The following is a 23,871-nucleotide window of genomic DNA, read 5'->3' as shown; positions in this document are numbered from 1 at the left end:
AAGGGGGCCCCATGAAAGCGATCAAATCCTGGTTCGACAACCAACCCAATAGCCATTCACTGGAAGGGATAAACCCATCCGGCAAGGATCGCCAAGTTGACTGGGTGCGAATAATCCCCTTTATTTTTCTCCACCTGGCTTGCCTGGGTGTTTTCTTTGTGGGCTTTTCATGGGTCGCTCTGGGCGTAGCCGCTGTACTCTACATTGCCAGAATGTTTGCCATTACCGCGTTTTACCACCGCTATTTTTCCCACAAAACTTTTCGTACCGGCCGTGTGGTGCAGTTTCTGTTTGCCCTGTTAGGCGCCAGTGCCACTCAACGTGGCCCGCTGTGGTGGGCAGCTCATCATCGCAACCACCATCGCTGTTCTGATCGGGAAGGCGATGCCCACTCTCCGAAAGACGGTTTTTGGTGGAGCCATATGGGGTGGTTTTTATCTCACCGCCACTTTCAGGCGGATTATTCGCTGATTTCCGATTTTCAACGCTTTCCGGAATTGCGCTGGCTGGATCGTCACGATTTGGCCGTACCTGCACTGCTGGCTGCTTTTTTATACGGACTGGGAGCGCTGTTGGAAGCGGTGGCGCCCCAGTTAAATACCAATGGTTTGCAAATGCTGGTTTGGGGCTACTTTGTTTCCACGGTGGTACTGATCCATGCCAGCCTGTGCATCAACTCCCTGGCCCATCGCTTTGGGTCAGTACGTTACGGCACTCCTGATGAAAGCCGCAATAATTTTTGGCTGGCCTTGATGACCTTGGGAGAGGGCTGGCACAACAACCATCACTACTACCCTGCATCTGCCCGCCAGGGCTTCTACTGGTGGGAAATTGATATGAGTTACTACGTGCTCAAAGGCATGGAGCGAATGGGTCTGATCTGGAATCTGCGCACCATTCCAGTAAAGCGGCGGGACAGTAACCATTTGGCAAAAACGGCTGTACCGCCTACTGCGGAGCAGCAAGGATGAACTCACCACCGATGGAGATTGCGGTTGTTGGCAGCGGTATATCCGGTCTGGCCTGTGCCTATTACCTGGATAAGAGCCTTGATAAGAGTTTGGATAACAGTCCAGGCAAAAAGCACCGGGTAACTCTGTTTGAAAGCAGCAATTATCCCGGTGGTCATGTGGATACTCACGATATTCACGTGGCGGATAAGTACTGGCATATTGACAGCGGTTTTATCGTTTTCAACGAAGAAAACTACCCAAATTTTTGCCGCCTGCTCAATGAGCTGGGTGTTGCCAGCCAGCGTACCACCATGAGCTTTAGCGTTTCCGATCCAGTATCCGGGCTGGAATATAACGCCACCAATTTAGACAAGCTGTTCTGCCAGCGGAGAAACATCTTTAGCCCAGCATTCCAGCGCATGATTAAAGACCTGATGCGCTTTTATCGCCAGGCACCAACATTGCTGGAAGATGAGAGCAACCAGCAAACCCTCGGCGAGTACTTGCGGGAAAATCGTTACAGTGATGTATTTATTGAAAAGCACCTGATCCCAATGGCTTGTGCCCTTTGGTCCGGGCCCAGTGCCAGTATTGAACAATTTCCCGCACGCTATTTTGTTCAGTTTATGCATAACCACCACATGCTGACATTGAGCAAGCGACCTCAGTGGCGGGTGGTTAAAGATGGTTCCAGCAGTTATGTGGACGCTCTGCTGGAAAAATTCACCGGTGATTTGCACGTTAATACGCCAGTGGAAAAAATACGCCGTACTAGCGACGGTGTGACCCTTCAGGTAAATGGCCAATCCCGACAGTTTGATCAAGTGGTCTTGGCTTGCCATTCGGATCAAGCACTTGCTCTGTTGGAAGACGCCACCGATGCAGAGCAGCAAGTGCTGGGCAGCATTGCCTATCAAAACAATCATATGCTCTTGCACAGCGATATTTCAGTGCTTCCCCGGCACCTGAAAGCCTGGGCATGCTGGAACGTGCGCTTGGGAGCTGACCTGTATAACCAATGCACAGTCAGCTACCACATGAATCAGCTACAAGGGCTGGGTAGTGCTGGGTTGCAAACCGACAATGGCACACCGGATTTTATCGTTTCTCTCAATTGCGAACATCTGATCGACCCTGAAAAAGTCTACGCTGAACGCCATTACAGCCACCCGGTGTACAACGCCGCTACCCTGGCTGCACAGCATCGCTGGTCGCAGATATCCGGCCATAACCGAACCCATTACTGCGGTGCCTATTGGGGATGGGGTTTTCACGAGGATGGGGTACGCAGTGCCCTGCGAGTGGTGGATCATATTGAAGGTAACTTGGTGAATGCTCATGTTACCTGATGGCATCTACAAAGGCTGGGTACAGCACAGCCGTCACCGTCCCAGGCCTCATCGGTTTCGCTACCCGATGGCGATGGTGCTGTTAGACCTGGATCAGCTACAAAAGACTTTTTCCAAAAGTCGTTGGTGGTCGTTGGAGCGTTTTAATGCCATTGGCTTTTGCAGGAAAGACTATTTATGCGCTGAAGGCTCTTTGGCCGCACCGGAAGCCAATCTCAAAGAAGCGGTGGTTAATACCATCTTTCGCGATTGTGGTGACCGCTTTGAAGGTACGGTAAAAATTCTTACCCAGCCGCGCTACTTTGGCATTGTGTTCAATCCGGTTACCTATTACTTCTGCTACAACCCGGATAATCAGCTGCGCTACATCGTTACGGAAATCAACAATACTCCCTGGAACGAACGCCACGGTTATGTGTTGCCGGTTGTCGATGGCTGTACTCGCTTCGAGTTTGACAAGGAGTTTCACGTATCACCGTTTATGCCTATGGATTTGCAGTACCACTGGCGGTTCAGGTTGCGCGATAAAAAAGCGCATGTGCATATGACGCTTCTCAAAGATGGCCTGCGTCAATTTGACGCGGTAATGTCTACAAGGCAGCAACCATTGACAAGCAGATCCATGGCGTTCTTGCCTATCCATTACCCGATGCAAACCCTGTTGGTGGTGTTGCGAATTTATTGGCAAGCGCTGCGTTTATGGCTGAAGCGTATTCCCTTTTTTGATCATCCAGACACTCATCCATCTTCTTTACCTAAAGTCCCTTTACCTGAAATAACGGGAGACAAGTCATGACTACTCAGGTAACCGCACTGGCGGCAAAAAATCGTTTTTTAAAAAGCCCTGAAAAGACGCAGCGTAAGAGTACGCTATTCGAAAAGTTGTTTGTGAATCGACTTGGCTCCTTAAAAAATGGCGCAATTCATCTGGCGGCACCCGGAGGTCATTACTTGTTGGGAGATGGCCAGGCAGATTTGCAGGTGCAAATGCATGTTAACGACAGTGCCTTTTTTCAAAGTGTGGCAACTGGCGGCAGTGTGGGCGCTGCAGAGTCTTATATGGCCGGTGAGTGGCATTGCTCTGACTTAACGGCTTTGGTGTGCATTCTGGTGCGCAACCAGGATTTGCTGGATGGCATGGAAGGCGGAGTGGCAACCGTTGCCGGGTGGCTGTTGAAAGCGGTTCATCAACTCCATAAAAACAATCGCAGTGGCAGTCGGCGCAATATTGCTGCTCACTACGATATTGGCAACGATTTATTTGAGTTGTTTTTGGACAAAGAGTGGATGATGTATTCCTCCGCTTTGTACCATACTGGTGATGAGTCGCTGGCCCAGGCTCAGGAATTAAAATTAGCCAGGTTGTGCGACAAGCTGGATTTAAAGCCTTCCGATCATTTGCTGGAAATTGGCACCGGTTGGGGTGGCGCCGCTATCTTTGCCGCGCAGAATTATGGTTGCCGGGTGACCACTACAACCATATCGGAAGAGCAATATAAATTAGCGGTAGAGCGTATAGCCGGTGCGGGTTTGTCCGACAAAATCACAGTGCTGCTGGAAGATTACCGTGATCTGGACGGCCAGTACGACAAGTTACTTTCCATCGAAATGGTGGAGGCCGTGGGCCATCAATTTCTGGATGGTTATTTCAAACAATGTCAGCATTTACTGAAGCCGGATGGCCTGGCGGCAATTCAGGCAATCACCATTGAAGATCATCGTTACAAGCAAGCGCTGAATTCGGTGGATTTTATCAAGCGCTATATTTTCCCCGGCAGTTTTATTCCCTGTGTGAGTGTATTGACTAGCAGTGCAGCCAAGGCGGGTTTGCGGCTGACCAATTTGGAAGATATTGGCCCCAGCTACGCACTGACATTGCAGGAGTGGCGTGAACGTTTTATGGACCAGCTGGATCAGGTGCGTGAGCTGGGCTATTCGGAGGCGTTTATCCGTATGTGGGAGTTCTACTTGTGTTACTGCGAGGGCGGTTTCCGAGAGCGCAGTATCAATGATGTGCACTTGTTGTTTGCTGCCAGTGGTAATCGTCGTGAGCAGTGGGTGCCGGAGGGCAGCTAGCATGATGTGGGTAATGGTTTTTGTGACACGCCGTGAACCCTTCCTTGGGGGCTCGTGGCCAGCATCCATGCTGGCCGCGGTCAAAAAAACCATTACCCACACCACGCTTGCTAGAGAGTAGAGGAAAAGCAGTGATTAATTTTATCGCCTTTCAGATCGTGTGGTTTAGCTGTGTGCTGGGTGCCAGCTGGGGTAATACCTGGTTGCCTGTTCTGGCGACGTTGGTTTTTGTGCTGCTTCATTTTTCCATATCACCGGTGCGTCGTGCAGACGCGCAGTTGTTGGCACTTGCCATTCCCATCGGCATTTTCCTGGCTACCCTGTGGTCATTACTGGGCATTTTGCAGTATTCAAATCAGCCACTGTTCCCAGTGGCTCCTCTGTGGATTGTCTGCCTGTGGGTGGCGTTTGCGCTGACCTTGAATCACTCCCTGTCATGGATGCAGCGCAATTTGTATCTGGCCGGGTTATTGGCGGCTGTTGGTAGTCCGCTGTCTTATTACGGCGCGCAAAAGTTGGGTGCGGTAGTGTGGCTGGATAGCACAGGTGTTATTGCCGCTACATCACTGAGTTGGTTGTTGGTGGTGCCGTTGTTATTGAGAAAAGCGGCCAAGTGGTCGCAGGAGGGGCGTCATGCTTTGGCCTGACTTGCCAGTTGAAAGCCTACCGGTTGAGACCCTGTTGGCCGCCAGTGTTGCTATGGCACTTGCCTGGTTGTGGCAAGTGCGCAGCAATAATGCAGGCATTGTCGATGCGGTATGGGCATTGGGTATTTCCGTGTCTGCTTTTTACTACGGTTTTACCGGTGGTGGTAGTGAGTGGTTGCGTTGGACAGTGGCACTGCTCATGGGTTGTTGGTATTTGCGCCTGGGCGTTTATCTGACCCATCGGGTAGTTACCGAGCCGGAAGATGGCCGCTATCAATATCTGCGCCAGTACTGGGGAAAACGAGTTAACCCGTATCACTTTTTATTTTTTCAGTTTCAGGCTCTGTTGATTTGGTGCTTTAGCCTGCCTGCCTGGTTGATCGCCAACGGTGAAGTGGCTGCAGCTGGCACTCAACATATTACGGCTGTGATGTTGGCGCTGGTGGCTTTTGCGGGTGTCACTGTGTCGGATAAGCAGTTGGCGCAATTCCGTAGTCAAGCAGCCAATAAAGGCAAGGTGTGTGAAGTTGGCCTTTGGAATTATTCCCGCCACCCCAACTATTTTTTTGAATGGCTGCATTGGTTCAGCTATCCGTTGCTCGCCATTGGTATTGTCGGTGGCGAATGGCTGTGGCTGGCGCCGGTGTTGATGCTGCTGTTCTTGATTTTTATTACTGGCATTCCCTATACCGAACAACAGGCTATCCGCTCTCGCGGTGATGCCTATCTGCGCTATCGGGAAACTACCAGTGCGTTCATCCCCTGGATGAAGAGTCTGGATAAAGAGTCTGGATAAAGAGTCTGGATAAATAGTTTGGAAAAAGAATCTTGAAAAAATTGTGGAGAGCAACTGATGAAAATAATTGATCTGGCAGAAAAAAAATTGGTACCGGATTCCGCTATCCGTATGGGTATTCGTAAGCTGCTGAAGCAACGTTTGCAGGATGAATTTGCCAATAACCCGGAGCTGGCCAGCGCGCAAAAAAGTGAACTGATTAACCAGTTGCGTAACAGCCCCATTGCGATCGAAACTGATGCGGCCAATGAACAGCACTACGAGGTGCCTGCGAAATTCTACCAACTGGCGCTTGGAAAGCACCTGAAATACAGCAGTTGCTGGTGGAATAACAATACTCGCACTTTGGAAGATGCTGAACAGTTGATGCTGGAACTGTATTTGCAGCGTGGCCAATTTGAAGATGGGCAAGATATCCTGGAGTTAGGCTGTGGTTGGGGCTCACTCACTCTGTTTATGGCCGAAAAATTGCCTAATTCACGGATTACTGCAGTCTCTAACTCCAATTCCCAGCGTGAGTATATTCAGGCACAAGCCAAACAGCGTGGTATCGATAATATTCAGGTGATTACTCAGGACGTCAATCAATTGGAGCTGGATCAACAGTTCGACCGCATTGTGTCTATCGAAATGTTTGAGCATGTGCGCAACTACCAAAAACTACTTACCAAAGTGAGTGGCTGGTTACGTCAAGATGGCAAATTGTTTGTGCATATTTTTTGCCATCGTTCGGTACTTTATCCGTTTGAAACCGAAGGAGACGATAACTGGATGGGGCGTTACTTTTTTACCGGTGGATTGATGCCATCCGCTGACACATTGCTTTACTTTCAGGATCATCTCACCATTGAAGATCAATGGTTGGTGAATGGCAGTCACTATCAAAAAACATCGGAAGCCTGGCTCGACAATATGGATCGTCACCGCAAGGAGATCACCGAGTTGTTCGAACAAACCTACGGTGAGGGGCAGGGGGCTATCTGGACTCAGCGCTGGCGGATGTTTTTTATGGCCTGTGCAGAGCTGTTTGGTTACCAGTCAGGGAATGAATGGATGGTGACTCACTATTTGTTTAATAAAAAGCTACACTGAGCCGGTTGATGGGTGTTTAGGACGGCAGATGCCAAAAACAAGAAAAAATCTCCATTCCAAAATGACCAAGGTCTTCCTGTTGCAGGTGGGCCTGATCAGCTTGGTGGCCGCAGCGGGGGTATTTGCTGCAAGGGAAATGATTGAAAGTGTGTTGATGCGCAAAGCTCTGGAAGGAGAGGCGGAATATTTTTGGCAACACCGAGAGCAAAATCCTGACCTGGCAATGCCCAATACCCTCAACCTGAGGGGGTTTCTGGCCCACAACGGTGATTCCAGCACCGTTCCATTGCCACTGCATGAATTACATCCTGGGTTACAACGGGTTCATTTTGATGGCAGCAAGCCCATTATTTATGTGGAAGATAAAACCACTGCCTCCGGTACCGACCGCCTCTATCTGATTTTTGATGAAGAGAGTGTCTCTTTACTGACATTGGTGTTCGGCATACTGCCGCTGACTGCAGTACTGGTTATTCTGTATATCTTTGCCTGGCTTGCCTATCGCCAGTCCCACCGGGCCATTTCCCCTATCGTTAAATTGGCCAAAGTGGTGGAAGAAGCCGAGCCCAAAGAAGGACAGTGGCTGGCGTTGAATTTGGACGAATTGCGCCATGCCCGTGATTTGGAAGTGTCCACCTTGGTGCGTGCCCTCGATCACTTTACCGAACGCTTGGGCGACTTTATCGAACGAGAGCGCAATTTCACCCGGGATGCCAGCCACGAGCTGCGTACCCCGATTGCTGTGCTTCGCAGCTCATTGGAATTGCTGGAACGCAAGCAAAAAGATTTTGGTGATGCCACCGTCACCCGTATGTATCGCACGTTGTTTGATATGGAAGCGCTGATCGAAACTCTGTTGTTATTGGCCAGAGAAGAGAGTGATCAACTGCCCAGCCAACAGGTAGTCATAAATGATCTGGTGAAAGAGGAACTGGGTGCACTGGGCACTGTATTTCATGATAAGGCCATTGAAATCAGTGTAGTAGATAAAGAAGTGCTGACAGTAGATGCGCCCACAGCGGTGGCGAAAATATTGATCAATAATCTGCTGCGCAATGCCTACAACTACACTCCGGAAGGGAAGATAGAAGTGGTGTTGGAAGCCCATTGCCTGCTGGTAAAAGACAGTGGCCCCGGTATGGATGCTGCCACATTGGAAAGGCTGGGAACTCCATTTCATCGAGGCGGCACAGAAGGGGAATTGGGTGGTCATGGCTTGGGTATGGCCATTGTCAAACGGTTGTGTAATCGCTATGGCTGGACACTAAAACTGGATAGTGAATTGGGTAAGGGGACGGAAGTCAGGGTGTGCTTTATGGCAGGGGATGGCGGTTCAGCATGAGCGGCGCCAGCCTGGTCATTGGTGCCAGCAGTGGCATTGCACAAGCGGTAATTTCCCAGCTGTTGACTGATGATCCGGCGGCAACTGTTTACAGGGTTTCCCGGAGTCCAAATGTTTCTCAGGATAAAAACGTTCATTCAATTTCCTGTGATTACAGCGAAGCACAGATTGAATCTGCTATTGAACAGCTGAAACACAGTCCCTCTATCACCCAGGTATTTATTTGCAATGGTGTGCTTCACAGCGACGCTCATATGCCAGAAAAACGCCTTGAAGATATTTCTGGCAGCCATTTTCTGCAGGCTATAAACAGCAATACCCTGATACCGTTGCTGTGGTTGAAGCACTTGTTGCCACTGCTCAATCAAGATGATCCCTGTACGGTGACGCTATTTAGCGCCCGTGTGGGCAGCATTGGTGACAATCGCCTGGGCGGTTGGTACAGCTATCGCGCGTCCAAGGCGGCGCTTAATATGGCGGTTAAAACCGCTGCAGTTGAGTACGCGCGCCGCGCCAAACAAGTAAAGCTGATACTGTTTCATCCGGGTACGACAGATACTCCTCTTTCGAAGCCTTTTCAGACCAATGTTCCGGGCGGCAAATTATTTTCGCCGCAGTTTGTCGCTCAGCAATTGCTGTCTATCGTTGATCACCTGGAGCCGGATGGGCAACTGAGTTATCTGGATTGGCAGGGAAAGACCATTCCCTGGTAGGAGGCGCTGTGAAAAAAATTAAAATCACTCAGCTGTTGCGACAAGGGTCTGTTGAAGAGCTGTTACTGCACTCGCTGGATGGCGCGCTTTACGTGGTGCAGGCCAAAGTGAATGACCGCTATTACAGCTTGTCTACCGCAACTGGCAAAGAGTACAGTCGACGCTCCATTGAGGACATCAAAAACGACTTTTCCGGCATTCATGTAGAGGCCATGTGGTTGATTCAGCAAAGTGCCTACGATGAAATGGTAGGGCAGCCGGTGAATACCATGGGCAATGGTTTGCGAGTTCCTTTATCGCCAAAGCCGGTGGGCGAGGGTTGTGACGGTAGCGATTGAATTTATTGGCTATCGTCGCACAACTTAAAACCGACACCGGGAATGGTGTGCAGTAATTGCTGATCAAAGGGTTTATCGATCACTTTGCGCAGTGTATACAGGTGGCTGCGCAGTGCATCGCTGTCCGGGGCGTCGTCTCCCCATATTTCCATTTCGATTTGTTCACGAGTCACCACCTTGGGTGATTCGCGCATCAGCAGACGCAGAATTTTTAATCCGGTAGGGGATAACTTCAGGCTTTTACCAGCGCGGCTTACCTGCATGGTTTGTGTATCAAAGGTGAGTCCGCCAATGGCGAGAATGCTGTTTTCCAGCTCGCCACGCTGGCGACGAATTAAGGCGTGAATACGCGCTTCCAGTTCCTTTAACTCGAATGGCTTGATCAGGTAGTCGTCGGCACCGCGATCAAAGCCGGTTAGCTTGTCGTCCAATGTATCCATGGCGGTGAGCATAATAATCGGCATGCCCAACCCCAGTTGGTTGCGCAGCTGATGACATACCTCATAGCCGTCGATGCCGGGCAGCATAATATCCAGAACCACGGCGTCGTAGTGATTGTTCGCTGCCAATTGCACCGCCAGTGGGCCATTGGCGGCAAAGTCCACGGTAAAACCACCGGCCTCAAGAAAGTCGCCAATATTGGCGGCCAGGTCGCTGTGGTCTTCGACGATAAGGATGGTGCTGGACATGGAGTTTTCCCAACGTCATTGCGAGGCCGAAGGCCGCGGCAATCTCAATGTGAGTGATAGAAACCTTATGGAGATTGCCACACCGCTGCGCGGCTCGCAATGACGGGGAATGTTAAAGGTTGGCAATCTCCGCTTTCTGCTGTTCCAACTTGCCAATAGCAGTTTGCATATCCGCCATTTTGGCGCGCTCTTTATCCACCACTTCTGCCGGGGCTTTGTCGACAAACTTTGGATTGTTCAGCTTGCCTTCCACGCGGGCGAAGTCTTTGCTGATTTTGTCGATCTCTTTTTGCAGGCGAGTCAGTTCTGCGTCTTTGTCAATCAGACCGGCCATGGGTACTAGAATTTCCAACTCTCCGGCCAGGGCGGTGGCAGAAAGAGGTTTTTCGTCACCGTCGTTAAGCCAGGTGATGGATTCCAGGCTGGCCAGTTTCAACAGGAATTGGCGATTGTCATCCAACCGTTTCAGGTCGGCGTCGCTGCCATTGGAAAAATACACGGATAGCTGTTTGGCCGGCGGGATATTCATTTCACCGCGAATGGTGCGCACACCCATAATCACTTGTTTTAGCCACTCGATATCCGCTTCTGCGTCGGAGTCACGCTTGCTGTCCACAGCTTTCGGATAGGGCTGCAACATGATGGTGTCGCCTTGTTTGCCCGCCAGCTCTTTAATGGCCTGCCAGATTTCCTCAGTGAGGTAAGGCATCAGCGGGTGCATCAGGCGCATTATGGTTTCCAGCACACGTACCAAGGTGCGGCGGGTACCGCGTTTGGCTTCTGGGGTGGCGTTTTCGTCCCACAGCACCGGTTTCGACAGCTCCAAATACCAATCGCAGTATTCATTCCAGATAAAATCGTAGAGTGTCTGGCTGGCCAGGTCGAAGCGGTATTGATCGAAATGGCGCGACACTTCCGCTTCCACCGTTTGCAGTTTGCTGGCAATCCAGCGGTCTGCCAGTGACAGTTCAACTTCTTCGCACTTTCCATCTATAGAAAGTTGCCCGCAATCTTGCCCTTCAGCGTTCATCAACACATAGCGGGACGCATTCCAGATTTTATTGGCAAAATTGCGGTAGCCTTCCAGGCGCTTCATATCCCAGTTGATATCGCGGCCGGTGGAGGCCAGTGCCGCCAGGGTAAAGCGCAGGGCATCGGTACCGTGTGCGGCAATGCCTTCCGGGAACTCTTTTTCGGTGCGTTTTTTGATTTTTTCTGCCAGCTGCGGCTGCATCATATTACCGGTGCGCTTGGCCACCAGATCGTCCAGGCTTATACCGTCAATCATATCCAGCGGGTCGATCACATTACCCTTGGATTTGGACATCTTCTGGCCGTGGTCATCGCGGATCAGGCCGGTCACGTACACCGCTTTGAACGGCACCTGCGGGTTGCCATCGTCGTCTTTCATAAAGTGCATGGTCATCATTACCATGCGCGCCACCCAGAAAAAGATAATGTCGAACCCGGTCACCAACACATCAGTGGGGTGAAAGGCTTTCAGGCGCTCCAGCGTTGCCGGGTCATCGGCGGGCCAGCCCAGGGTGCCAAAAGTCCACAGGGCAGAGCTGAACCAGGTGTCCAGTACATCGTCGTCCTGTTGCAGCGGGGCATCACCCAGATTGTGTTTGGCGCGTACTTCGGCTTCGTCGCGACCTACGTAGACGTTGCCTTGCTCGTCGTACCAGGCAGGGATGCGGTGGCCCCACCACAGCTGGCGGGACACACACCAGTCCTGAATGTCGCGCATCCAGGCGAAGTACATATTTTCGTAGTTCTGGGGTACAAACTTGATGCGGCCGTCTTCCACCGCTTCGATGGCAGGCTTGGCCAGGGTTTTGGCGTCTACGTACCACTGATCGGTGAGCATGGGCTCGATCACCACGCCGCCACGATCCCCGTAAGGCACGGTCATGGCGTTTTCTTCGATGGCTTCCAGCAAACCCAGGGCTTCGAAGTCTGCAACAATTTCCCGGCGGGCGGCGAAGCGCTCCATACCTTGATACTTCTCTGGCAGGGTGGGGTCGAGGGTATCGTTAACGCTGCCATCGGAATTAAAGCACTGGGCGCTGTCGCGAATATCCCCGTTAAAGGTCAATACGTTAATCATCGGCAGGCTGTGGCGCTTGCCCACCTCGTTATCGTTGAAGTCGTGGGCCGGGGTGATTTTTACGCAGCCGGTGCCTTTCTCCATATCCGCGTGTTCGTCACCGACGATGGGAATACGGCGATTTACCAGCGGCAGAATAATGTCTTTGCCAATCAGGTCTTTGTAGCGCGGGTCTTCCGGATTTACCGCAACGCCGGTGTCCCCCAGCATGGTTTCCGGGCGGGTGGTGGCCACTACCAGATAGTCTTTGCCATCCGCCGTAGTAGCACCGTCGGCAAGGGCATAGCGCAGGTGCCACATCTTGCCTTTGACTTCTTTGTTTTCCACTTCCAAATCGGAGATGGCGGTGTGCAATTTCGGGTCCCAGTTCACCAGGCGCTTGCCCCTGTACAACAGGCCGTCTTCGTAGAGGCGCACAAACACTTCCTGAACCGCTTTGGTAAAGCCGGGGTCCATGGTGAAGCGCTCGGTATCCCAATCCACGGAGTTGCCCAGGCGGCGCATTTGTTGGGTGATGGTACCGCCGGATTCTTCTTTCCACTCCCACACTTTGTCCATAAAAGCGTCGCGGCCCAGATCCAGGCGGCTTTTGCCTTCAGCCGCCAGTTTGCGTTCCACCACCATTTGCGTGGCGATACCGGCGTGGTCGGTACCCACCTGCCACAGGCTGTTTTTGCCCTGCATGCGGTGGTAACGAGTAAGGGCATCCATAATGGTGTGCTGGAAGGCATGACCCATATGCAGGCTGCCGGTAACATTTGGCGGGGGAATCATTTGCGAGAACGACTCAGTTCCCTCGCCAGAGGGCGCAAAGTAGCCGTTCTGTTCCCAAGTTTGGTACCAGTTCTGTTCGATGTCTTGCGGGCGGTAATTCTTGTCCATTACAAATCCAATAGCCTGCCGCTGCCTTTTGGGCTGCACAGGGGAAATAAAGGTTGAGCAATGCTGATGATCTAATGTGAAGCTACAGCGTCATCCCCGCGAAGGCGGGGATCCATTTCGACAAAGACCGAAATGGTGGATTCCCGCCTGCGCGGGAATGACGGGAGTTTCTTAAATGAGCAGCATTAGGGTAAAGGGCGGAATTATATAGTCTTGTTGTCGCCTTGGGGAGCGTCTGTACCGTGGTTGACGACGTCAGCGGCAGGAGTTGTGAGGATGGGAATATCCAGTTCGTCCAGCAATTGGTCGGTCACCATATCGGCAGCGGGTGTTTCCAGAACAGGGATTTCAGTGTTTTCCTTTGAGTCTGGTGTGCCGTACATGGCAGGTATCCTCAGTTTTTACTTACTTAGATCATGGTAGCGCAGCGGATAACCGCGTTCCTTGTAGTAGCGAAAGCTGTTGCGCTTGCTTTCGATAACGTCTTTTTGATCGTAGATAATCTCCAGCACTTTCTCAAAGCGGCCGTGCCAGGATGGGACTTGTGTCCCAAGGTTGATGAGAACGTGGTGGTGCTCGCCGGGGTTGTCCCCCCAACTGATGTTTACCTGTTGATGCTCATCGTCAGTGGCGTGGCCGATAAAGGCGCTTTCCTGAAACGACCACAGCAACTCATCCAGTTGTTTGCCAACGGTTTCGTTCGGCGCATGCACCAGAATGGGCAGGCCGCGAGCGCTGACTTTTTCGATCAGGCGGCAGCAGTAGAGCAGGGCATCTGCAAGGGGCTGGCAGGTGTTATAGAACTGGATGTCGGTCATGAGATGAGAGATGGGAGACGAAAGATGAGAGATGAGAAAACGCGGTTGCGTCTCTCGTCTTCCCTCTTTCGCCTCTCGTTTTTTATTTGGCCACCTTGCTCAGGTACTCAACCAGCATCGGCACTGGTCGGCCGGTGGCGCCTTTGTTGGCGCCGGAGTTCCAGAAGGTGCCGGCAATATCCAGGTGGGCCCAGTTGTACTTGGTGGCGAATTTTGCCAGGAAGGCGGCGGCGGTGATGGAGCCACCGGCGCGACCGGCACCGATGTTTTGCAGGTCGGCAAACGGGGATTTCAGCTCTTCGCCATACTCGTCCCACAGGGGCATTGGCCAGCCGCGGTCGGCGGATTCGTTACCGGCGGCAACCAGTTGCTCTGACAGCTCATCATTGTTGGAGTAGATCGCGGTGGGGTGGTGGCCCAAACCTATGATAATGGCGCCGGTGAGTGTGGCAACGTCGATTACCGCTTGTGGTTTGTAACGTTCGGCGTAAGTCATGCAGTCACACAATACCAAGCGGCCTTCGGCGTCGGTATTGAGCACTTCAATGGTCAGGCCGGACATGGAGGTAACGATGTCGCCGGGTTTGGTGGCTTTGCCGCTGGGCATGTTTTCCACGCAGCCGACGATGGCCACCAGGTTGATGGGCAATCCCATCTCGATAACAGTTTGCATGGTGCCGTAAACGGTGGCGGAACCGCCCATGTCGTACTTCATTTCGTCCATGGACTGGCCCGGTTTGAGGCTGATGCCACCGGAATCGAAGGTAACCCCCTTGCCGATCAGTACTACTGGCTTGTCTGTCTTCTTGCCACCCTTGTATTCGACAATCACCGTTTTGCCGGGATTGTCGGAGCCAGCGGAAACAGACAGCAGGGAATTCATACCCAAGGCTTTCATCTGCTTTTCATCCAGCACCTTGGTGGTGACCTTTGGGTTGTTTTTGGCAAAGGCCCGGCCGCGAGTAGCCATGTAGGATGGATCGCAAGCATTGCCCGGCAGGTCGCCCAGTTCACGGGCCAGGTTGACGCCGCTGGCAATGGCGCGGCCATTGGCCAGGGCATTTTTAATGGTGGCGCTGCCTTTGCTGCTCTGCAAGGTCACTTTTTTCAGGGCGACTTTTGGCGGTTTTTTGGATTTGAATTTGGTGAACTGGTAAACGGCTTCGCCACACAGGCGGGCTGCCTGCTGTGCGCGCCAGGCCATATCGCGGCCGGTCACGTCCAGGTCTTCCACACAAAGCAGGGCGTCTTTCACTTTCAGAGCCACCAGTTTCTTGGCGGCAGCCTTCACCAGTTTAATAAAACCCTGGTCATTCAGGGCGTCTTTGCCTGCACCCACCAGCAGTACACGCTGGGCCCCCAGACCATTGGTGACGGGCAGTAAAAGTTGTTCGCCTTTTTTGCCGCTGAAGTCGCCGCTTTTGACGAGCGCAGTAAGGGTGCCATTGGTGGCTTTATCGACGGCGTTGGCTACCCCGGTGAGTTTACCTTCGGCGGCGACGATAACCAGGCAGGCGGTTTTTGCGGTGGTGGCGTCAGCGGTGCGCAGTGAGAATTCCATGGTGTCTCCAAGAACAAATGGTTAAACTTGCGCGCTAGTCTATTCTAAATTCCCAGCGGCTACCAAGGGCAGTAATCGCTTCGTGATTATTTTTCGTTACCTTTTAAGGCAGTTACTCGGCAGTACCGTGGCGGTGTGCTTTGTGTTGCTGTTGGTGTTTATGAGCAGCCGGTTTGTGAAATACCTCCGGGATGCTGCTCTGGGCAAATACGATGCGGACGTGTTGTTTGCCCTGATGGGTTACAAGCTGCCGGAATTTCTCGAATTACTGTTGCCGCTGTCATTTTTCCTCTCTATCTTGCTGGTATACGGGCGCCTCTATCTGGACAGCGAAATGACCGTGCTGTCCTGCTGTGGGGTAAGCCGCAGCCAGGTGCTGCGCTACACCATGGTGAGTTCTCTGGTTGTTGCCGCCGTTGTGGGGTTAATGAGTATTGAGCTGACCCCCAGTGGTGCCGCCAAAGCCACCGCTCTTGAGCGGGCGCAACAACAACGGGCAGAGCTGGATTCCATGCCCGCCAAACGCTTCCAGAAATTACAGGCAGGCAGCGGCGTTGCTTATGCGGAAGAAGTGAGCAACGGCGAACTGCAAGATGTGTTTTATACAGAGTCTGTAGCCAACACCGAGGACGGCAGTGGTCAGATTTTGGTGCTTGCGCACAAGGGTTACCAAAAACGCTCAGAAAATTTGAAGGATAATTTTCTGGTGTTGGAAGACGGTTACCGCATTGAGGGCACCCCCGGTGAGGCGTTATTTCGAATCACCTACTTTAATGAGTTTGGCAAGCGCCTGGCGCAAACCAAGGAAGACGATTGGCGCATTAAGAAAATACAGAAAAAATCTCTTGGCTTTCGTGAGCTGGCCGCTTCCGACGATCCCCAGCATATTGCTCTGCTGCACCGCCGCCTGTCATGGCCGGTGATGGTGCTGATTCTGACTATTGCGGCTATTCCGCTGAGTAAAACCAACCCCCGTCAGGGGCGCTATATGCGCCTGCTGCCCGCCATACTGCTGTACGTTATTTACTGGCAGGCGGTGGAGGCCGGGGTGAGCAAGGTGTCTGAGGGTGAGCTTAACGTCTACGGAGGTGTTTGGGGAATCCACCTGTTGTTTTTGTTGGTCGCGGTGACGATTTTTTACTGGGATCGGTTGCGTTGCAAGTTTTCCCGGCGCGCAGCGGGGGAGACAGCCTGATGCGCCAGCTTTCTGCCTATGTGGCTCGCTCGGTACTGGCCAGCTTGTTGGGTGTGTTGGCCATTTTGGTGGGCATTGATGCCCTGACGGCGTTTATCAATGAGTCTGGCTCTATCAATGCCAACTACACCTACTTGAATGTCATGACCTATATTGGCATGACGGTGCCGTCGCGCATTTATGAATTTATTCCCTTTGCGTCGTTGATCGGCTGTCTGATTGGTCTGGGCGCTCTGGCAGGCAACAGCGAGTTGGTGATTATGCGCGCATCCGGTGTGTCACTGCTGCGCATTGTCTGGTTTGTGATACGACCGACTCTGTTGGTGATTTTTGTTGGCGTGATGTTGGCGGAATATCTGGTGCCTTATGCCGATCAGTCTGCGACTACTTACAAAGCCCTCAAGCGCAGCGGCAGCGGCCAGGTGGAGCAAAAGTTTCGCTCTAACTTGTGGAACAAGGAAGGTACCGAGTTTATGCACTTTAATATTGTCGCGCCGGGAGGGGAGCTACTCTACGGTGTGACTCGCTACCAGTTCGATGATCAGCGCAACCTGAAACAGGCCAGCTTTTCGGAAAGCGCAGTGTTTCGCCGGGATCATTGGGTGGAAGAGAATGTTGCCATTACCCATATCGAACCCAACCGCACCCATGTGGAACAACAGGTACAGCGGCGCTGGCAAACCGACTTGTCTCCCAAGTTACTCAACCTGATTTCCATTCCCAAGGAATCGCTCTCAATCGGTGGGCTGCACAGCTACGCTCGCTATTTGCAGGATCAGGGCCAGGACTCCCAACCACTGTGGCTGGAGTTTTGGGGCAAGGTGTTACAGCCACTCAGTGTGCTGAGCCTGGTATTGGTAGCGATTTCGTTTATCTTCGGCCCACTGCGCCAGGTCACCATGGGCTTTCGAGTCTTTACCGGGGTGATTTTTGGCATGACCTTCTGGATCAGCCAGAAGATGTTGGGGCCCTCCAGCCTGGTGTATGAATTCCCGCCAGTGATTGCGGTACTGGTACCCATTGCGGTGTTTATGCTTATTGGGGCGCTGTTGCTGCGGAGGGCGGCGTAATACAGAACTTTGTGCGACGAACTTTGGGTTACGATCAGACTAGTAGGCCTTTGCCTTCCTGCGAGGGCCTAGTAGGAGATTGACTTGCACCTTCCATGGCGCCCGCACTATGGGCCGCCTGCGGCCTCTAAATTAGCTTTCATGACAGTTTGCCTTTGCTATGCCGAGGGTGGCAATTTCGCTCTAAAATCAGGGAAGTCAACTTTTGGATTATGGTGTCTACTCAACCGGGGACACACCACGAAGGCTTGGCTTTTGTGATAGACTCGCAGTTATCCCCAGTTCTTGAAATTGATGTAACCTCATGTCCTCTACGCTTTACGAAATTGTTCAACTCTCCGATGGTGACTACGCTTTGCAGCGCAGCGATGGTGGTGGTGAGCCGCTGGTGCGCATTCGATTTTCCAAAGAGGCGCAGCACTACCTGAGAGATTCCAGTGTCGATGTGGCGAAGGCCATGATTGATGCGGGTATCGAGGTGGTGGAGCAGATTAACGAAGAGGATGAAGCGGAGCAGGAAGTACGCGAGGAAGCTCCGCGACTGTTGCATTGATGGTGTGTTTGTCGTCCTGAGCGTAACGCCAAGTTTTTGGTAAAACTTTCAAAAGCCGTCATTCCCGCGAAAGCGGGAATCTACAGACCTTAGTATTCATGGGCTTTAGTGCCAAATTGCATATGGATCTCCGCCTGCGCGGGGATGACGAGTCTTAGAGTTCTGTTCTTAACACCCCCACACTCAATCCCTCAATAGCGAAGTCCTGCTCTCGCAGGTTGACCACAATGGGTTCAAAATCTTCATTCTCTGGTAGCAGGTGGATTTCGTATTTGCTGCGGGTGCGCTTGAGGCGCTTAACGGTTACTTCATCGTCTACTCGTGCCACCACTACCTGGCCATTTTCTGCGGTTTGTTGCCGGTGTACGGCCAGCAGGTCGCCGTCCATAATGCCAATGTCTTTCATGCTCATGCCCTGTACCCGAAGAAAGTAGGAGGCAGCGGGGTAAAATAGTTGTTCCGGTACTTCGTAGTAATCTTCAATGTTTTCCTCGGCGAGAATGGGGTTGCCTGCCGCGACACGGCCAACAACCGGCAGGCCGTCGGGCACTCCGTCTTCTGCCAGCAGGCGAATACTGCGAGAGCCACCGGGAACAATTTCAATGACCCCTTTGCGTTCCAATGCCTTGAGGTGTTCCTGGGCGGCATTGGCGGAGCGAAAACCCAGTGCGTCGGCAATTTCGGCACGAGTAGGGGGATAGCCGGTATCGTTGATGTATTCCTTGATCAAGTCGAGAATCTGCTGCTGGCGTGCGGTCAGGTCAATCATCGGCTTTTCCTTTGTAAGACATAAGTCATGAGAAGGTCTGGATTTATGTACAGCTGTTATTTTATCCAGTATGGTCTGATCAAAGTATGGATGCAAGCAGAAATTTCCTCACTGATAGAGGAGATTAGAGGGGAGGGGTGAGGGTTATTCAGTCGTCCAGGCGGAAACCGTTATTGACGTCCAGTGTGGACAGTGGGTCCTGGGGGCTTTCAGGGATGGCGATGTCGTCGAGTTCGTGGCTGTCTTCGCTGCTGAGTTCGTAGGAGGCGCGCCAGTCTTCCGGGGCTTCGGCGCCAAGAATTAGCATTTGCCCCCAAGTTTCAAAATCCAGCTCGCTGACTTCGCCGCCCAGTAATTGAATTTCTATGGTGCCTGCACTGTCGTCTACGGCGACCACTTCAAACAACACATCCTCCTCAGCGTCCTGGTACCAGGAACCAATTTCAGGGTAGTGTTTGGCCACGACAGTGCTCCCAATTGGAAATTGAGTTAAAACCCTATCATTGCTGAAGTGGCTTGCCTATTGCCGTTGTGTGCATAAGACATTCGTTCGTTTTCCCAGAAATAATTTGTTTTCGACGAGCTTTTTAAAAGCAAAGAAAATTCAAGCAATTAGCGATTGTGAAATAGTTTTTCTTATAGGGAAGGAGAATAAAAAGAGAGTATTTAATGAAAAAAATATCTAAAGAAATAATGGCGAAAAAGTGCTTCAAGCACCTTTTCGCACGTTTGGGATAGGTTTTTTACGGGTTTACCGGTTCAAAGCGATTGGCGGCAACGTTTTTAACAACCCTGGTGGCGTCGAACAGTTGACCGTTCATGGCGATATAAACGCCGGGCTGTACCGCTTGCAGAGCGCCCAGGGCGCAGCCGATATTAAAAATGGCGTCGGTCTCGCGGAATATGGCCGGTTGCAGGGCGCCGGTCATCAGAATGTGTTTTTCGGGCACCTGTTCCCGCAGCCACTTGCCGGTTTCTACCATGCCATCGGTGCCGTGTGTCACCAGTACATAATCGCTGTCGCAGTTTTTTACCTGATCGACGATAAGTTGGCGATCGTCGTCGGTGAGGTCGAGACTGTCTTTGCGCAGCACCGAAGTGACTTCAAATTCGAAGCCCACTTCCATGCGCTTTAAGAGCTCGCCAATTACCGGGTCGCCCACCTGGTAGTCGCTTTTTGCATCGAAGTAAATTTTATCGATGGTGCCGCCGGTGGTGATGATATTGATTTTCATGGTTTCTCCAATACTGTCATCCTGAGGAGCGCAGCGACGTGAGGATCTCATAGACTGCAATTTGTGAGACCCTCACGTCGCTGCGCTCCTCAGGGTGACAAAAAACGCGTTGCGTTATTTTTGCCAGTCCAGAATCACTTTCCCCGACTTCCCCGAGCACATCATATCGAAACCTTGCTGGAAGTCGTCGATACCGTAGTGGTGGGTAATGATGGGGCTGAGATCCAGGCCGCTCTGAATCAGGGTGCTCATTTTGTACCAGGTTTCAAACATTTCCCGGCCGTAAATGCCTTTCAGGGTCAGGCCTTTGAAAATCACCTGGTTCCAGTCGATGGCCATATCGCCGGGAGGGATGCCCAGCATGGCAATGCTGCCGCCGTGATTCATGTGCTGCAACATGTCGTTAAAGGCTACTGGAACACCGGACATTTCCAAACCGATATCAAAGCCTTCCATCATGCCCAGCTCTGCCATCACTTGTGACAGGCTTTGCTGGCTGGGGTTAACCGCCAGTGTGGCGCCCATTTTGCGCGCCAGGTCGAGGCGGTATTCATTGATGTCGGTAATCACCACGTAGCGGGCGCCGCAGTGTTTGGCGATGGCCGCCGCCATAATGCCAATGGGGCCAGCGCCGGTGATCAACACATCTTCGCCCACCAGATCGAATGACAGGGCGGTGTGTGCCGCGTTACCAAAGGGGTCGAAGATAGAGGCCAAATCGTCGGAAATATCGTCCGGCAGTTTGAAAGCGTTGAAGGCGGGAATCACCAGATATTCGGCAAAAGCGCCGGGGCGATCCACGCCCACGCCTTCGGTGTTGCGGCACAGGTGGCGACGGCCGGCGCGACAGTTGCGGCAGTGACCACAGGTAATATGGCCCTCGCCGGAAACCCGGTCACCAATGCTAAAACCGCGCACTTCCTGGCCCATGTCCACCACTTCGCCAGAAAACTCGTGGCCCACCACCATGGGTACGGGAATGGTTTTTTGCGACCATTTATCCCAGTTGTAAATATGCACATCGGTGCCGCAGATGGCGGTTTTGCGAATGCGGATGAGCAGGTCGTTGTGGCCCATCTCGGGCTTGTCCACATCGCTCATCCAGATGCCGGGTTCGGCTTTTAACTTCGATAGTGCTTTCATGGTAAAAACCTCTGGTCGCACGTCGCACGCTTCACGTCGCACGCCGTATGGCACAGGGCTGAAAGAGTAGCGTTTTTAGCGTGCGACGTGCGACGTCAGACGTGCGGCCCACAACTACGAAGCGCTAAATTTCAGCACATTAAAAAACCTTAAATAATGTCGAGTTCCTTACCCACTTTAATAAACGCCTCAATCGCTTTATCCAGCTGCTCGCGGCTGTGCGCGGCGGACATCTGGGTGCGGATGCGGGCCTGGCCACGGGGCACTACCGGGAAGGAGAAACCCACCACGTAGATACCTTCCGCCAGCATTTTATCGGCGAACTCGGCAGCCAGGCGGGCGTCGCCAATCATCACCGGGATAATGGCATGGTCGGCACCAGCCAGGGTAAAGCCGGCTGCGGTCATGCGCTCACGGAAGTATTTGCTGTTGTCATCCAGCTTCTGGATCAGGTCTTTGCTCTCGGACAGCATCTCCACCACCTTGATAGAGGCAGTAACTACCGCCGGTGCCAGGGAATTGGAGAACAAATAAGGGCGTGAACGCTGGCGCAGAATGTCGATAATTTCCTTGCGTCCAGAAGTATAGCCGCCGGAGGAGCCGCCCATGGCCTTGCCCAGGGTGCCGGTGATGATGTCCACCCGCTCCATCACCTGGCAGTACTCGTGAGAGCCGCGGCCATTCTCGCCCAAAAAGCCCACCGCGTGGGAGTCGTCCACCATCACAAGAGCGTCGTACTTGTCAGCCAGGTCGCATACGGATTTCAGGTCGGCGATCACGCCGTCCATGGAAAATACGCCATCGGTGGCAATCAGCTTGAAGCGGGCGCCGGCCTCGGTGGCTTCCTGCAGGCGCGCTTCCAGCTCTGCCATGTCGTTGTTGGCGTAGCGGTAGCGTTTGGCTTTACACAGGCGCACACCATCGATAATGGAGGCGTGGTTGAGGGCGTCGGAAATAATGGCGTCTTCCGGGCCCAACAAGGTTTCAAAAAGGCCGCCGTTGGCGTCGAAACAGGAGGAATAGAGGATGGTGTCTTCCATACCCAAAAACTCACTGAGCTTTTGCTCCAGAGTCTTGTGAATGTCCTGAGTGCCGCAGATAAAGCGCACTGAGGCCACCCCAAAGCCGTGTTTGTCCAGGCCACCTTTGGCCGCCTCGATCAGCGCCGGATGGTTGGCCAGCCCCAGGTAGTTGTTGGCGCAGAAGTTCAAAACCTGCTGGCCGCCTTGAACCTCAATGTCTGCGGACTGTTGAGAGGTGATAATGCGCTCGCCCTTGAACAGGCCGTCGGCGCGGATTTGGTCGAGCTCAGCTGCGAGGTGTTGCAGAAATTTACTGGTCATGGGGCAGGCGTTCTAAGCGAAATGGAAGAGGGGGATCATTTTAAGTTTCACCCGGTAGTGAGTCCAGAAAACTCATTGGTTGAAAAACAACCAGATTGGGGTGGTGGTATAGCACGTTGACATTGTTGTTGGGGGCTCTTAACGTGGCCGCTTTTACCGTGATCGATAAGGTTAGTTGGTATGCCAATAGGCCCGTTAATGCTCGACTTGGAGGGCACTGCCCTCACCGCTGATGAGCGCCACCTGTTGCAGCAGCCCCAGGTGGGTGGGGTGATTTTTTTCGCCCGCAACTTTGAGTCCCGTAAACAAATTTGTACGCTTGTGGAAGCCGTTCGTGCCGTGCGCCCGGAGCTGCTGCTTGCAGTGGATCAGGAGGGGGGGCGGGTACAGCGCTTTAAAACCGGTTTTACCCGCCTGCCAGCAATGCAAAAGCTGGGCGATTTGTATCGCAGCAGCCCTGAGCAGGGCTTGGCGCTGTGTCGCGATGCCGGTTGGCTGATGGCCAGCGAAATTCGCGCCTGTGGCATCGACTTCAGTTTCGCTCCGGTGCTGGATTTGGATACGGATACCTGCGAAGTGATCGCCGATCGGGCGTTTTCCGACAATCCCGACCAGATGGTGGCCTGTGCCGGTGCCTTTATTGAGGGTATGGCGCAAGCGGGTATGGCAGCCACTGGCAAGCACTTCCCCGGCCACGGCGCGGTGCTGGCGGACAGCCACCTGGAAACCCCTTACGACGACCGCCCACTGGATGCCATTCGTGCCAACGACCTGATTCCCTTTGCACGGCTGGCAGGCAGTTATGAAGCGGTAATGCCTGCTCATATGGTGTTCCCGAAAGTGGTGCCCGAGTCGGTGGGCTTTTCCCGTTTCTGGCTGCAGGAAATACTCCGCGGCGAGCTGGCATTCGATGGCGTGATCTTCAGCGATGACCTGTCCATGAAAGGCGCCGATGTGGCCGGTGGCTACGCTGAAAAAGCCGCTGCGGCACTGAGTGCCGGTTGTGATATGGTGCTGGTTTGCAATTGTCGTGAGGGAGCCTTGGAAGTATTGGATTACCTCCAACAACAACCACTGCCTGCCTCTGATCGTTTGCAACGCATGGCCGGAAAAGGCGCAGTGGATTGGCAGCAATTGCAGGACATGCCCCGTTATTTGAGCACACAGCAGCAACTGCAAGCGCTGCCAGAGGCATAG

24 protein-coding genes are annotated in these 23,871 nt (G+C 52.8%); 14 read left to right on the top strand and 10 right to left on the bottom strand.

Going from position 1 to position 23,871, the window contains the following annotated elements; all coding sequences use genetic code 11:
- Window positions 1-11 precede the first annotated feature (11 nt).
- The 10 genes from QSV34_RS01230 to QSV34_RS01185 all read left to right on the top strand — a co-directional run bounded on the left by QSV34_RS01230 (window position 12) and on the right by QSV34_RS01185 (window position 9,306).
- Window positions 12-971 (top strand): acyl-CoA desaturase, encoded by a 960-nt coding sequence (locus QSV34_RS01230; protein WP_289151277.1) that lies wholly within the window; start codon window positions 12-14, stop codon window positions 969-971.
- A complete protein-coding gene (locus QSV34_RS01225; RefSeq protein WP_289151275.1) occupies window positions 968-2,302 on the top strand; it encodes an NAD(P)/FAD-dependent oxidoreductase in 1,335 nt (444 codons plus the stop codon). The genes QSV34_RS01230 and QSV34_RS01225 overlap by 4 nt, the downstream gene beginning before the upstream one ends.
- Window positions 2,286-3,098, top strand: a complete 813-nt coding sequence (locus QSV34_RS01220; RefSeq protein WP_289151273.1) for a DUF1365 domain-containing protein — start codon at window positions 2,286-2,288, stop codon at window positions 3,096-3,098. Before QSV34_RS01225 ends, QSV34_RS01220 begins: the two co-directional genes overlap by 17 nt.
- Window positions 3,095-4,378 (top strand): SAM-dependent methyltransferase, encoded by a 1,284-nt coding sequence (locus QSV34_RS01215; protein WP_289151271.1) that lies wholly within the window; start codon window positions 3,095-3,097, stop codon window positions 4,376-4,378. Before QSV34_RS01220 ends, QSV34_RS01215 begins: the two co-directional genes overlap by 4 nt.
- Before the next feature lie 131 nt (window positions 4,379-4,509).
- The gene (locus QSV34_RS01210) at window positions 4,510-5,025 is read left to right on the top strand and encodes a DUF2878 domain-containing protein (protein ID WP_289151269.1); all 516 of its coding nucleotides are present in this window, start codon (window positions 4,510-4,512) and stop codon (window positions 5,023-5,025) included.
- Window positions 5,012-5,821: a DUF1295 domain-containing protein gene (locus QSV34_RS01205; protein ID WP_289151268.1), complete on the top strand. Its 810-nt coding sequence runs from the start codon at window positions 5,012-5,014 to the stop codon at window positions 5,819-5,821. The genes QSV34_RS01210 and QSV34_RS01205 overlap by 14 nt, the downstream gene beginning before the upstream one ends.
- A 57-nt stretch (window positions 5,822-5,878) precedes the next feature.
- Window positions 5,879-6,913, top strand: coding sequence for an SAM-dependent methyltransferase (locus QSV34_RS01200; RefSeq protein WP_289151266.1), 1,035 nt, complete (start codon window positions 5,879-5,881; stop codon window positions 6,911-6,913).
- Between the two features lie 28 nt (window positions 6,914-6,941).
- Complete coding sequence (locus tag QSV34_RS01195) at window positions 6,942-8,255, top strand: sensor histidine kinase (RefSeq protein WP_289151265.1); 1,314 nt, start codon at window positions 6,942-6,944, stop codon at window positions 8,253-8,255.
- Window positions 8,252-8,968, top strand: coding sequence for an SDR family NAD(P)-dependent oxidoreductase (locus QSV34_RS01190; protein WP_289151264.1), 717 nt, complete (start codon window positions 8,252-8,254; stop codon window positions 8,966-8,968). The genes QSV34_RS01195 and QSV34_RS01190 overlap by 4 nt, the downstream gene beginning before the upstream one ends.
- 8 nt (window positions 8,969-8,976) lie before the next feature.
- Window positions 8,977-9,306, top strand: a complete 330-nt coding sequence (locus tag QSV34_RS01185) for a DUF6482 family protein (RefSeq protein ID WP_289151262.1) — start codon at window positions 8,977-8,979, stop codon at window positions 9,304-9,306.
- A gap of 2 nt (window positions 9,307-9,308) precedes the next feature.
- On the opposite strand, the gene QSV34_RS01180 is transcribed toward QSV34_RS01185, so the two are convergent.
- The 5 genes from QSV34_RS01180 to QSV34_RS01160 form a co-directional block, all read right to left on the bottom strand.
- Complete coding sequence (locus QSV34_RS01180) at window positions 9,309-9,995, bottom strand: response regulator transcription factor (protein WP_289151260.1); 687 nt, start codon at window positions 9,993-9,995, stop codon at window positions 9,309-9,311.
- 112 nt (window positions 9,996-10,107) lie between these two features.
- A complete protein-coding gene (locus QSV34_RS01175; protein WP_289151259.1) occupies window positions 10,108-12,987 on the bottom strand; it encodes a valine--tRNA ligase in 2,880 nt (959 codons plus the stop codon).
- 203 nt (window positions 12,988-13,190) lie between these two features.
- Entirely contained in the window at window positions 13,191-13,370 is a 180-nt protein-coding gene (locus QSV34_RS01170; RefSeq protein ID WP_289151257.1) for a hypothetical protein, read from the bottom strand.
- An 18-nt stretch (window positions 13,371-13,388) separates the two neighbouring features.
- Complete coding sequence (locus QSV34_RS01165; RefSeq protein WP_289151255.1) at window positions 13,389-13,805, bottom strand: DNA polymerase III subunit chi; 417 nt, start codon at window positions 13,803-13,805, stop codon at window positions 13,389-13,391.
- 82 nt (window positions 13,806-13,887) lie between these two features.
- Window positions 13,888-15,366, bottom strand: a complete 1,479-nt coding sequence (locus QSV34_RS01160) for a leucyl aminopeptidase (RefSeq protein WP_289151253.1) — start codon at window positions 15,364-15,366, stop codon at window positions 13,888-13,890.
- Window positions 15,367-15,448: 82 nt separating this feature from the next.
- On the opposite strand from QSV34_RS01160, the gene lptF reads away from it, so the two are divergent.
- The 3 genes from lptF to QSV34_RS01145 all read left to right on the top strand — a co-directional run bounded on the left by lptF (window position 15,449) and on the right by QSV34_RS01145 (window position 18,184).
- On the top strand, window positions 15,449-16,561 hold the full coding sequence (lptF, locus tag QSV34_RS01155; RefSeq protein ID WP_289151252.1) for an LPS export ABC transporter permease LptF: 1,113 nt from the start codon (window positions 15,449-15,451) through the stop codon (window positions 16,559-16,561).
- Window positions 16,561-17,631 (top strand): LPS export ABC transporter permease LptG, encoded by a 1,071-nt coding sequence (gene lptG / locus QSV34_RS01150; RefSeq protein ID WP_289151250.1) that lies wholly within the window; start codon window positions 16,561-16,563, stop codon window positions 17,629-17,631. The genes lptF and lptG overlap by 1 nt, the downstream gene beginning before the upstream one ends.
- Before the next feature lie 304 nt (window positions 17,632-17,935).
- Complete coding sequence (locus QSV34_RS01145; RefSeq protein ID WP_289151249.1) at window positions 17,936-18,184, top strand: hypothetical protein; 249 nt, start codon at window positions 17,936-17,938, stop codon at window positions 18,182-18,184.
- A gap of 154 nt (window positions 18,185-18,338) precedes the next feature.
- Here the strand turns inward: QSV34_RS01145 and lexA are convergent, their stop codons facing one another.
- From lexA to QSV34_RS01120, 5 genes are all read right to left on the bottom strand, one after another.
- Window positions 18,339-18,953, bottom strand: a complete 615-nt coding sequence (lexA, locus tag QSV34_RS01140; RefSeq protein WP_289151248.1) for a transcriptional repressor LexA — start codon at window positions 18,951-18,953, stop codon at window positions 18,339-18,341.
- A gap of 148 nt (window positions 18,954-19,101) precedes the next feature.
- Window positions 19,102-19,416, bottom strand: coding sequence for a DUF6763 family protein (locus QSV34_RS01135; RefSeq protein WP_289151247.1), 315 nt, complete (start codon window positions 19,414-19,416; stop codon window positions 19,102-19,104).
- A 280-nt stretch (window positions 19,417-19,696) separates the two neighbouring features.
- Entirely contained in the window at window positions 19,697-20,188 is a 492-nt protein-coding gene (locus QSV34_RS01130) for an asparaginase domain-containing protein (RefSeq protein ID WP_289151246.1), read from the bottom strand.
- A gap of 114 nt (window positions 20,189-20,302) precedes the next feature.
- Window positions 20,303-21,331, bottom strand: a complete 1,029-nt coding sequence (gene tdh / locus QSV34_RS01125; protein WP_289151245.1) for an L-threonine 3-dehydrogenase — start codon at window positions 21,329-21,331, stop codon at window positions 20,303-20,305.
- Window positions 21,332-21,480: 149 nt separating this feature from the next.
- Window positions 21,481-22,674: a glycine C-acetyltransferase gene (locus QSV34_RS01120; protein WP_289151244.1), complete on the bottom strand. Its 1,194-nt coding sequence runs from the start codon at window positions 22,672-22,674 to the stop codon at window positions 21,481-21,483.
- Window positions 22,675-22,872: 198 nt separating this feature from the next.
- Here QSV34_RS01120 and nagZ point away from each other — a divergent pair, with 198 nt between their 5' ends.
- Window positions 22,873-23,871, top strand: coding sequence for a beta-N-acetylhexosaminidase (gene nagZ, locus QSV34_RS01115; RefSeq protein ID WP_289151242.1), 999 nt, complete (start codon window positions 22,873-22,875; stop codon window positions 23,869-23,871).

This window comes from Porticoccus sp. W117 (assembly GCF_030341905.1).
In the GTDB taxonomy this organism is placed as follows: Bacteria; Pseudomonadota; Gammaproteobacteria; order Pseudomonadales; family Porticoccaceae; genus SCSIO-12696.
Note: the sequence above shows the minus strand (reverse complement) of the source record. Positions and strands in the feature narration are given on the sequence as shown.

What these genes read in the sequence shown, in the direction of transcription:
- nagZ (WP_289151242.1), top strand. Translation starts at nt 22,873, where the DNA reads ATGCTCGACTTGGAGGGCACTGCCCTCACCGCTGATGAGCGCCACCTG.
- QSV34_RS01120 (WP_289151244.1), bottom strand. Translation starts at nt 22,674, where the DNA reads ATGACCAGTAAATTTCTGCAACACCTCGCAGCTGAGCTCGACCAAATC.
- QSV34_RS01230 (WP_289151277.1), top strand. Translation starts at nt 12, where the DNA reads ATGAAAGCGATCAAATCCTGGTTCGACAACCAACCCAATAGCCATTCA.
- QSV34_RS01200 (WP_289151266.1), top strand. Translation starts at nt 5,879, where the DNA reads ATGAAAATAATTGATCTGGCAGAAAAAAAATTGGTACCGGATTCCGCT.
- QSV34_RS01165 (WP_289151255.1), bottom strand. Translation starts at nt 13,805, where the DNA reads ATGACCGACATCCAGTTCTATAACACCTGCCAGCCCCTTGCAGATGCC.
- QSV34_RS01145 (WP_289151249.1), top strand. Translation starts at nt 17,936, where the DNA reads ATGTCCTCTACGCTTTACGAAATTGTTCAACTCTCCGATGGTGACTAC.
- QSV34_RS01195 (WP_289151265.1), top strand. Translation starts at nt 6,942, where the DNA reads ATGCCAAAAACAAGAAAAAATCTCCATTCCAAAATGACCAAGGTCTTC.
- QSV34_RS01215 (WP_289151271.1), top strand. Translation starts at nt 3,095, where the DNA reads ATGACTACTCAGGTAACCGCACTGGCGGCAAAAAATCGTTTTTTAAAA.
- QSV34_RS01220 (WP_289151273.1), top strand. Translation starts at nt 2,286, where the DNA reads ATGCTCATGTTACCTGATGGCATCTACAAAGGCTGGGTACAGCACAGC.
- tdh (WP_289151245.1), bottom strand. Translation starts at nt 21,331, where the DNA reads ATGAAAGCACTATCGAAGTTAAAAGCCGAACCCGGCATCTGGATGAGC.
- QSV34_RS01190 (WP_289151264.1), top strand. Translation starts at nt 8,252, where the DNA reads ATGAGCGGCGCCAGCCTGGTCATTGGTGCCAGCAGTGGCATTGCACAA.
- QSV34_RS01225 (WP_289151275.1), top strand. Translation starts at nt 968, where the DNA reads ATGAACTCACCACCGATGGAGATTGCGGTTGTTGGCAGCGGTATATCC.
- QSV34_RS01130 (WP_289151246.1), bottom strand. Translation starts at nt 20,188, where the DNA reads ATGAAAATCAATATCATCACCACCGGCGGCACCATCGATAAAATTTAC.
- QSV34_RS01205 (WP_289151268.1), top strand. Translation starts at nt 5,012, where the DNA reads ATGCTTTGGCCTGACTTGCCAGTTGAAAGCCTACCGGTTGAGACCCTG.
- lptG (WP_289151250.1), top strand. Translation starts at nt 16,561, where the DNA reads ATGCGCCAGCTTTCTGCCTATGTGGCTCGCTCGGTACTGGCCAGCTTG.
- QSV34_RS01180 (WP_289151260.1), bottom strand. Translation starts at nt 9,995, where the DNA reads ATGTCCAGCACCATCCTTATCGTCGAAGACCACAGCGACCTGGCCGCC.
- lexA (WP_289151248.1), bottom strand. Translation starts at nt 18,953, where the DNA reads ATGATTGACCTGACCGCACGCCAGCAGCAGATTCTCGACTTGATCAAG.
- QSV34_RS01170 (WP_289151257.1), bottom strand. Translation starts at nt 13,370, where the DNA reads ATGTACGGCACACCAGACTCAAAGGAAAACACTGAAATCCCTGTTCTG.
- QSV34_RS01160 (WP_289151253.1), bottom strand. Translation starts at nt 15,366, where the DNA reads ATGGAATTCTCACTGCGCACCGCTGACGCCACCACCGCAAAAACCGCC.
- QSV34_RS01175 (WP_289151259.1), bottom strand. Translation starts at nt 12,987, where the DNA reads ATGGACAAGAATTACCGCCCGCAAGACATCGAACAGAACTGGTACCAA.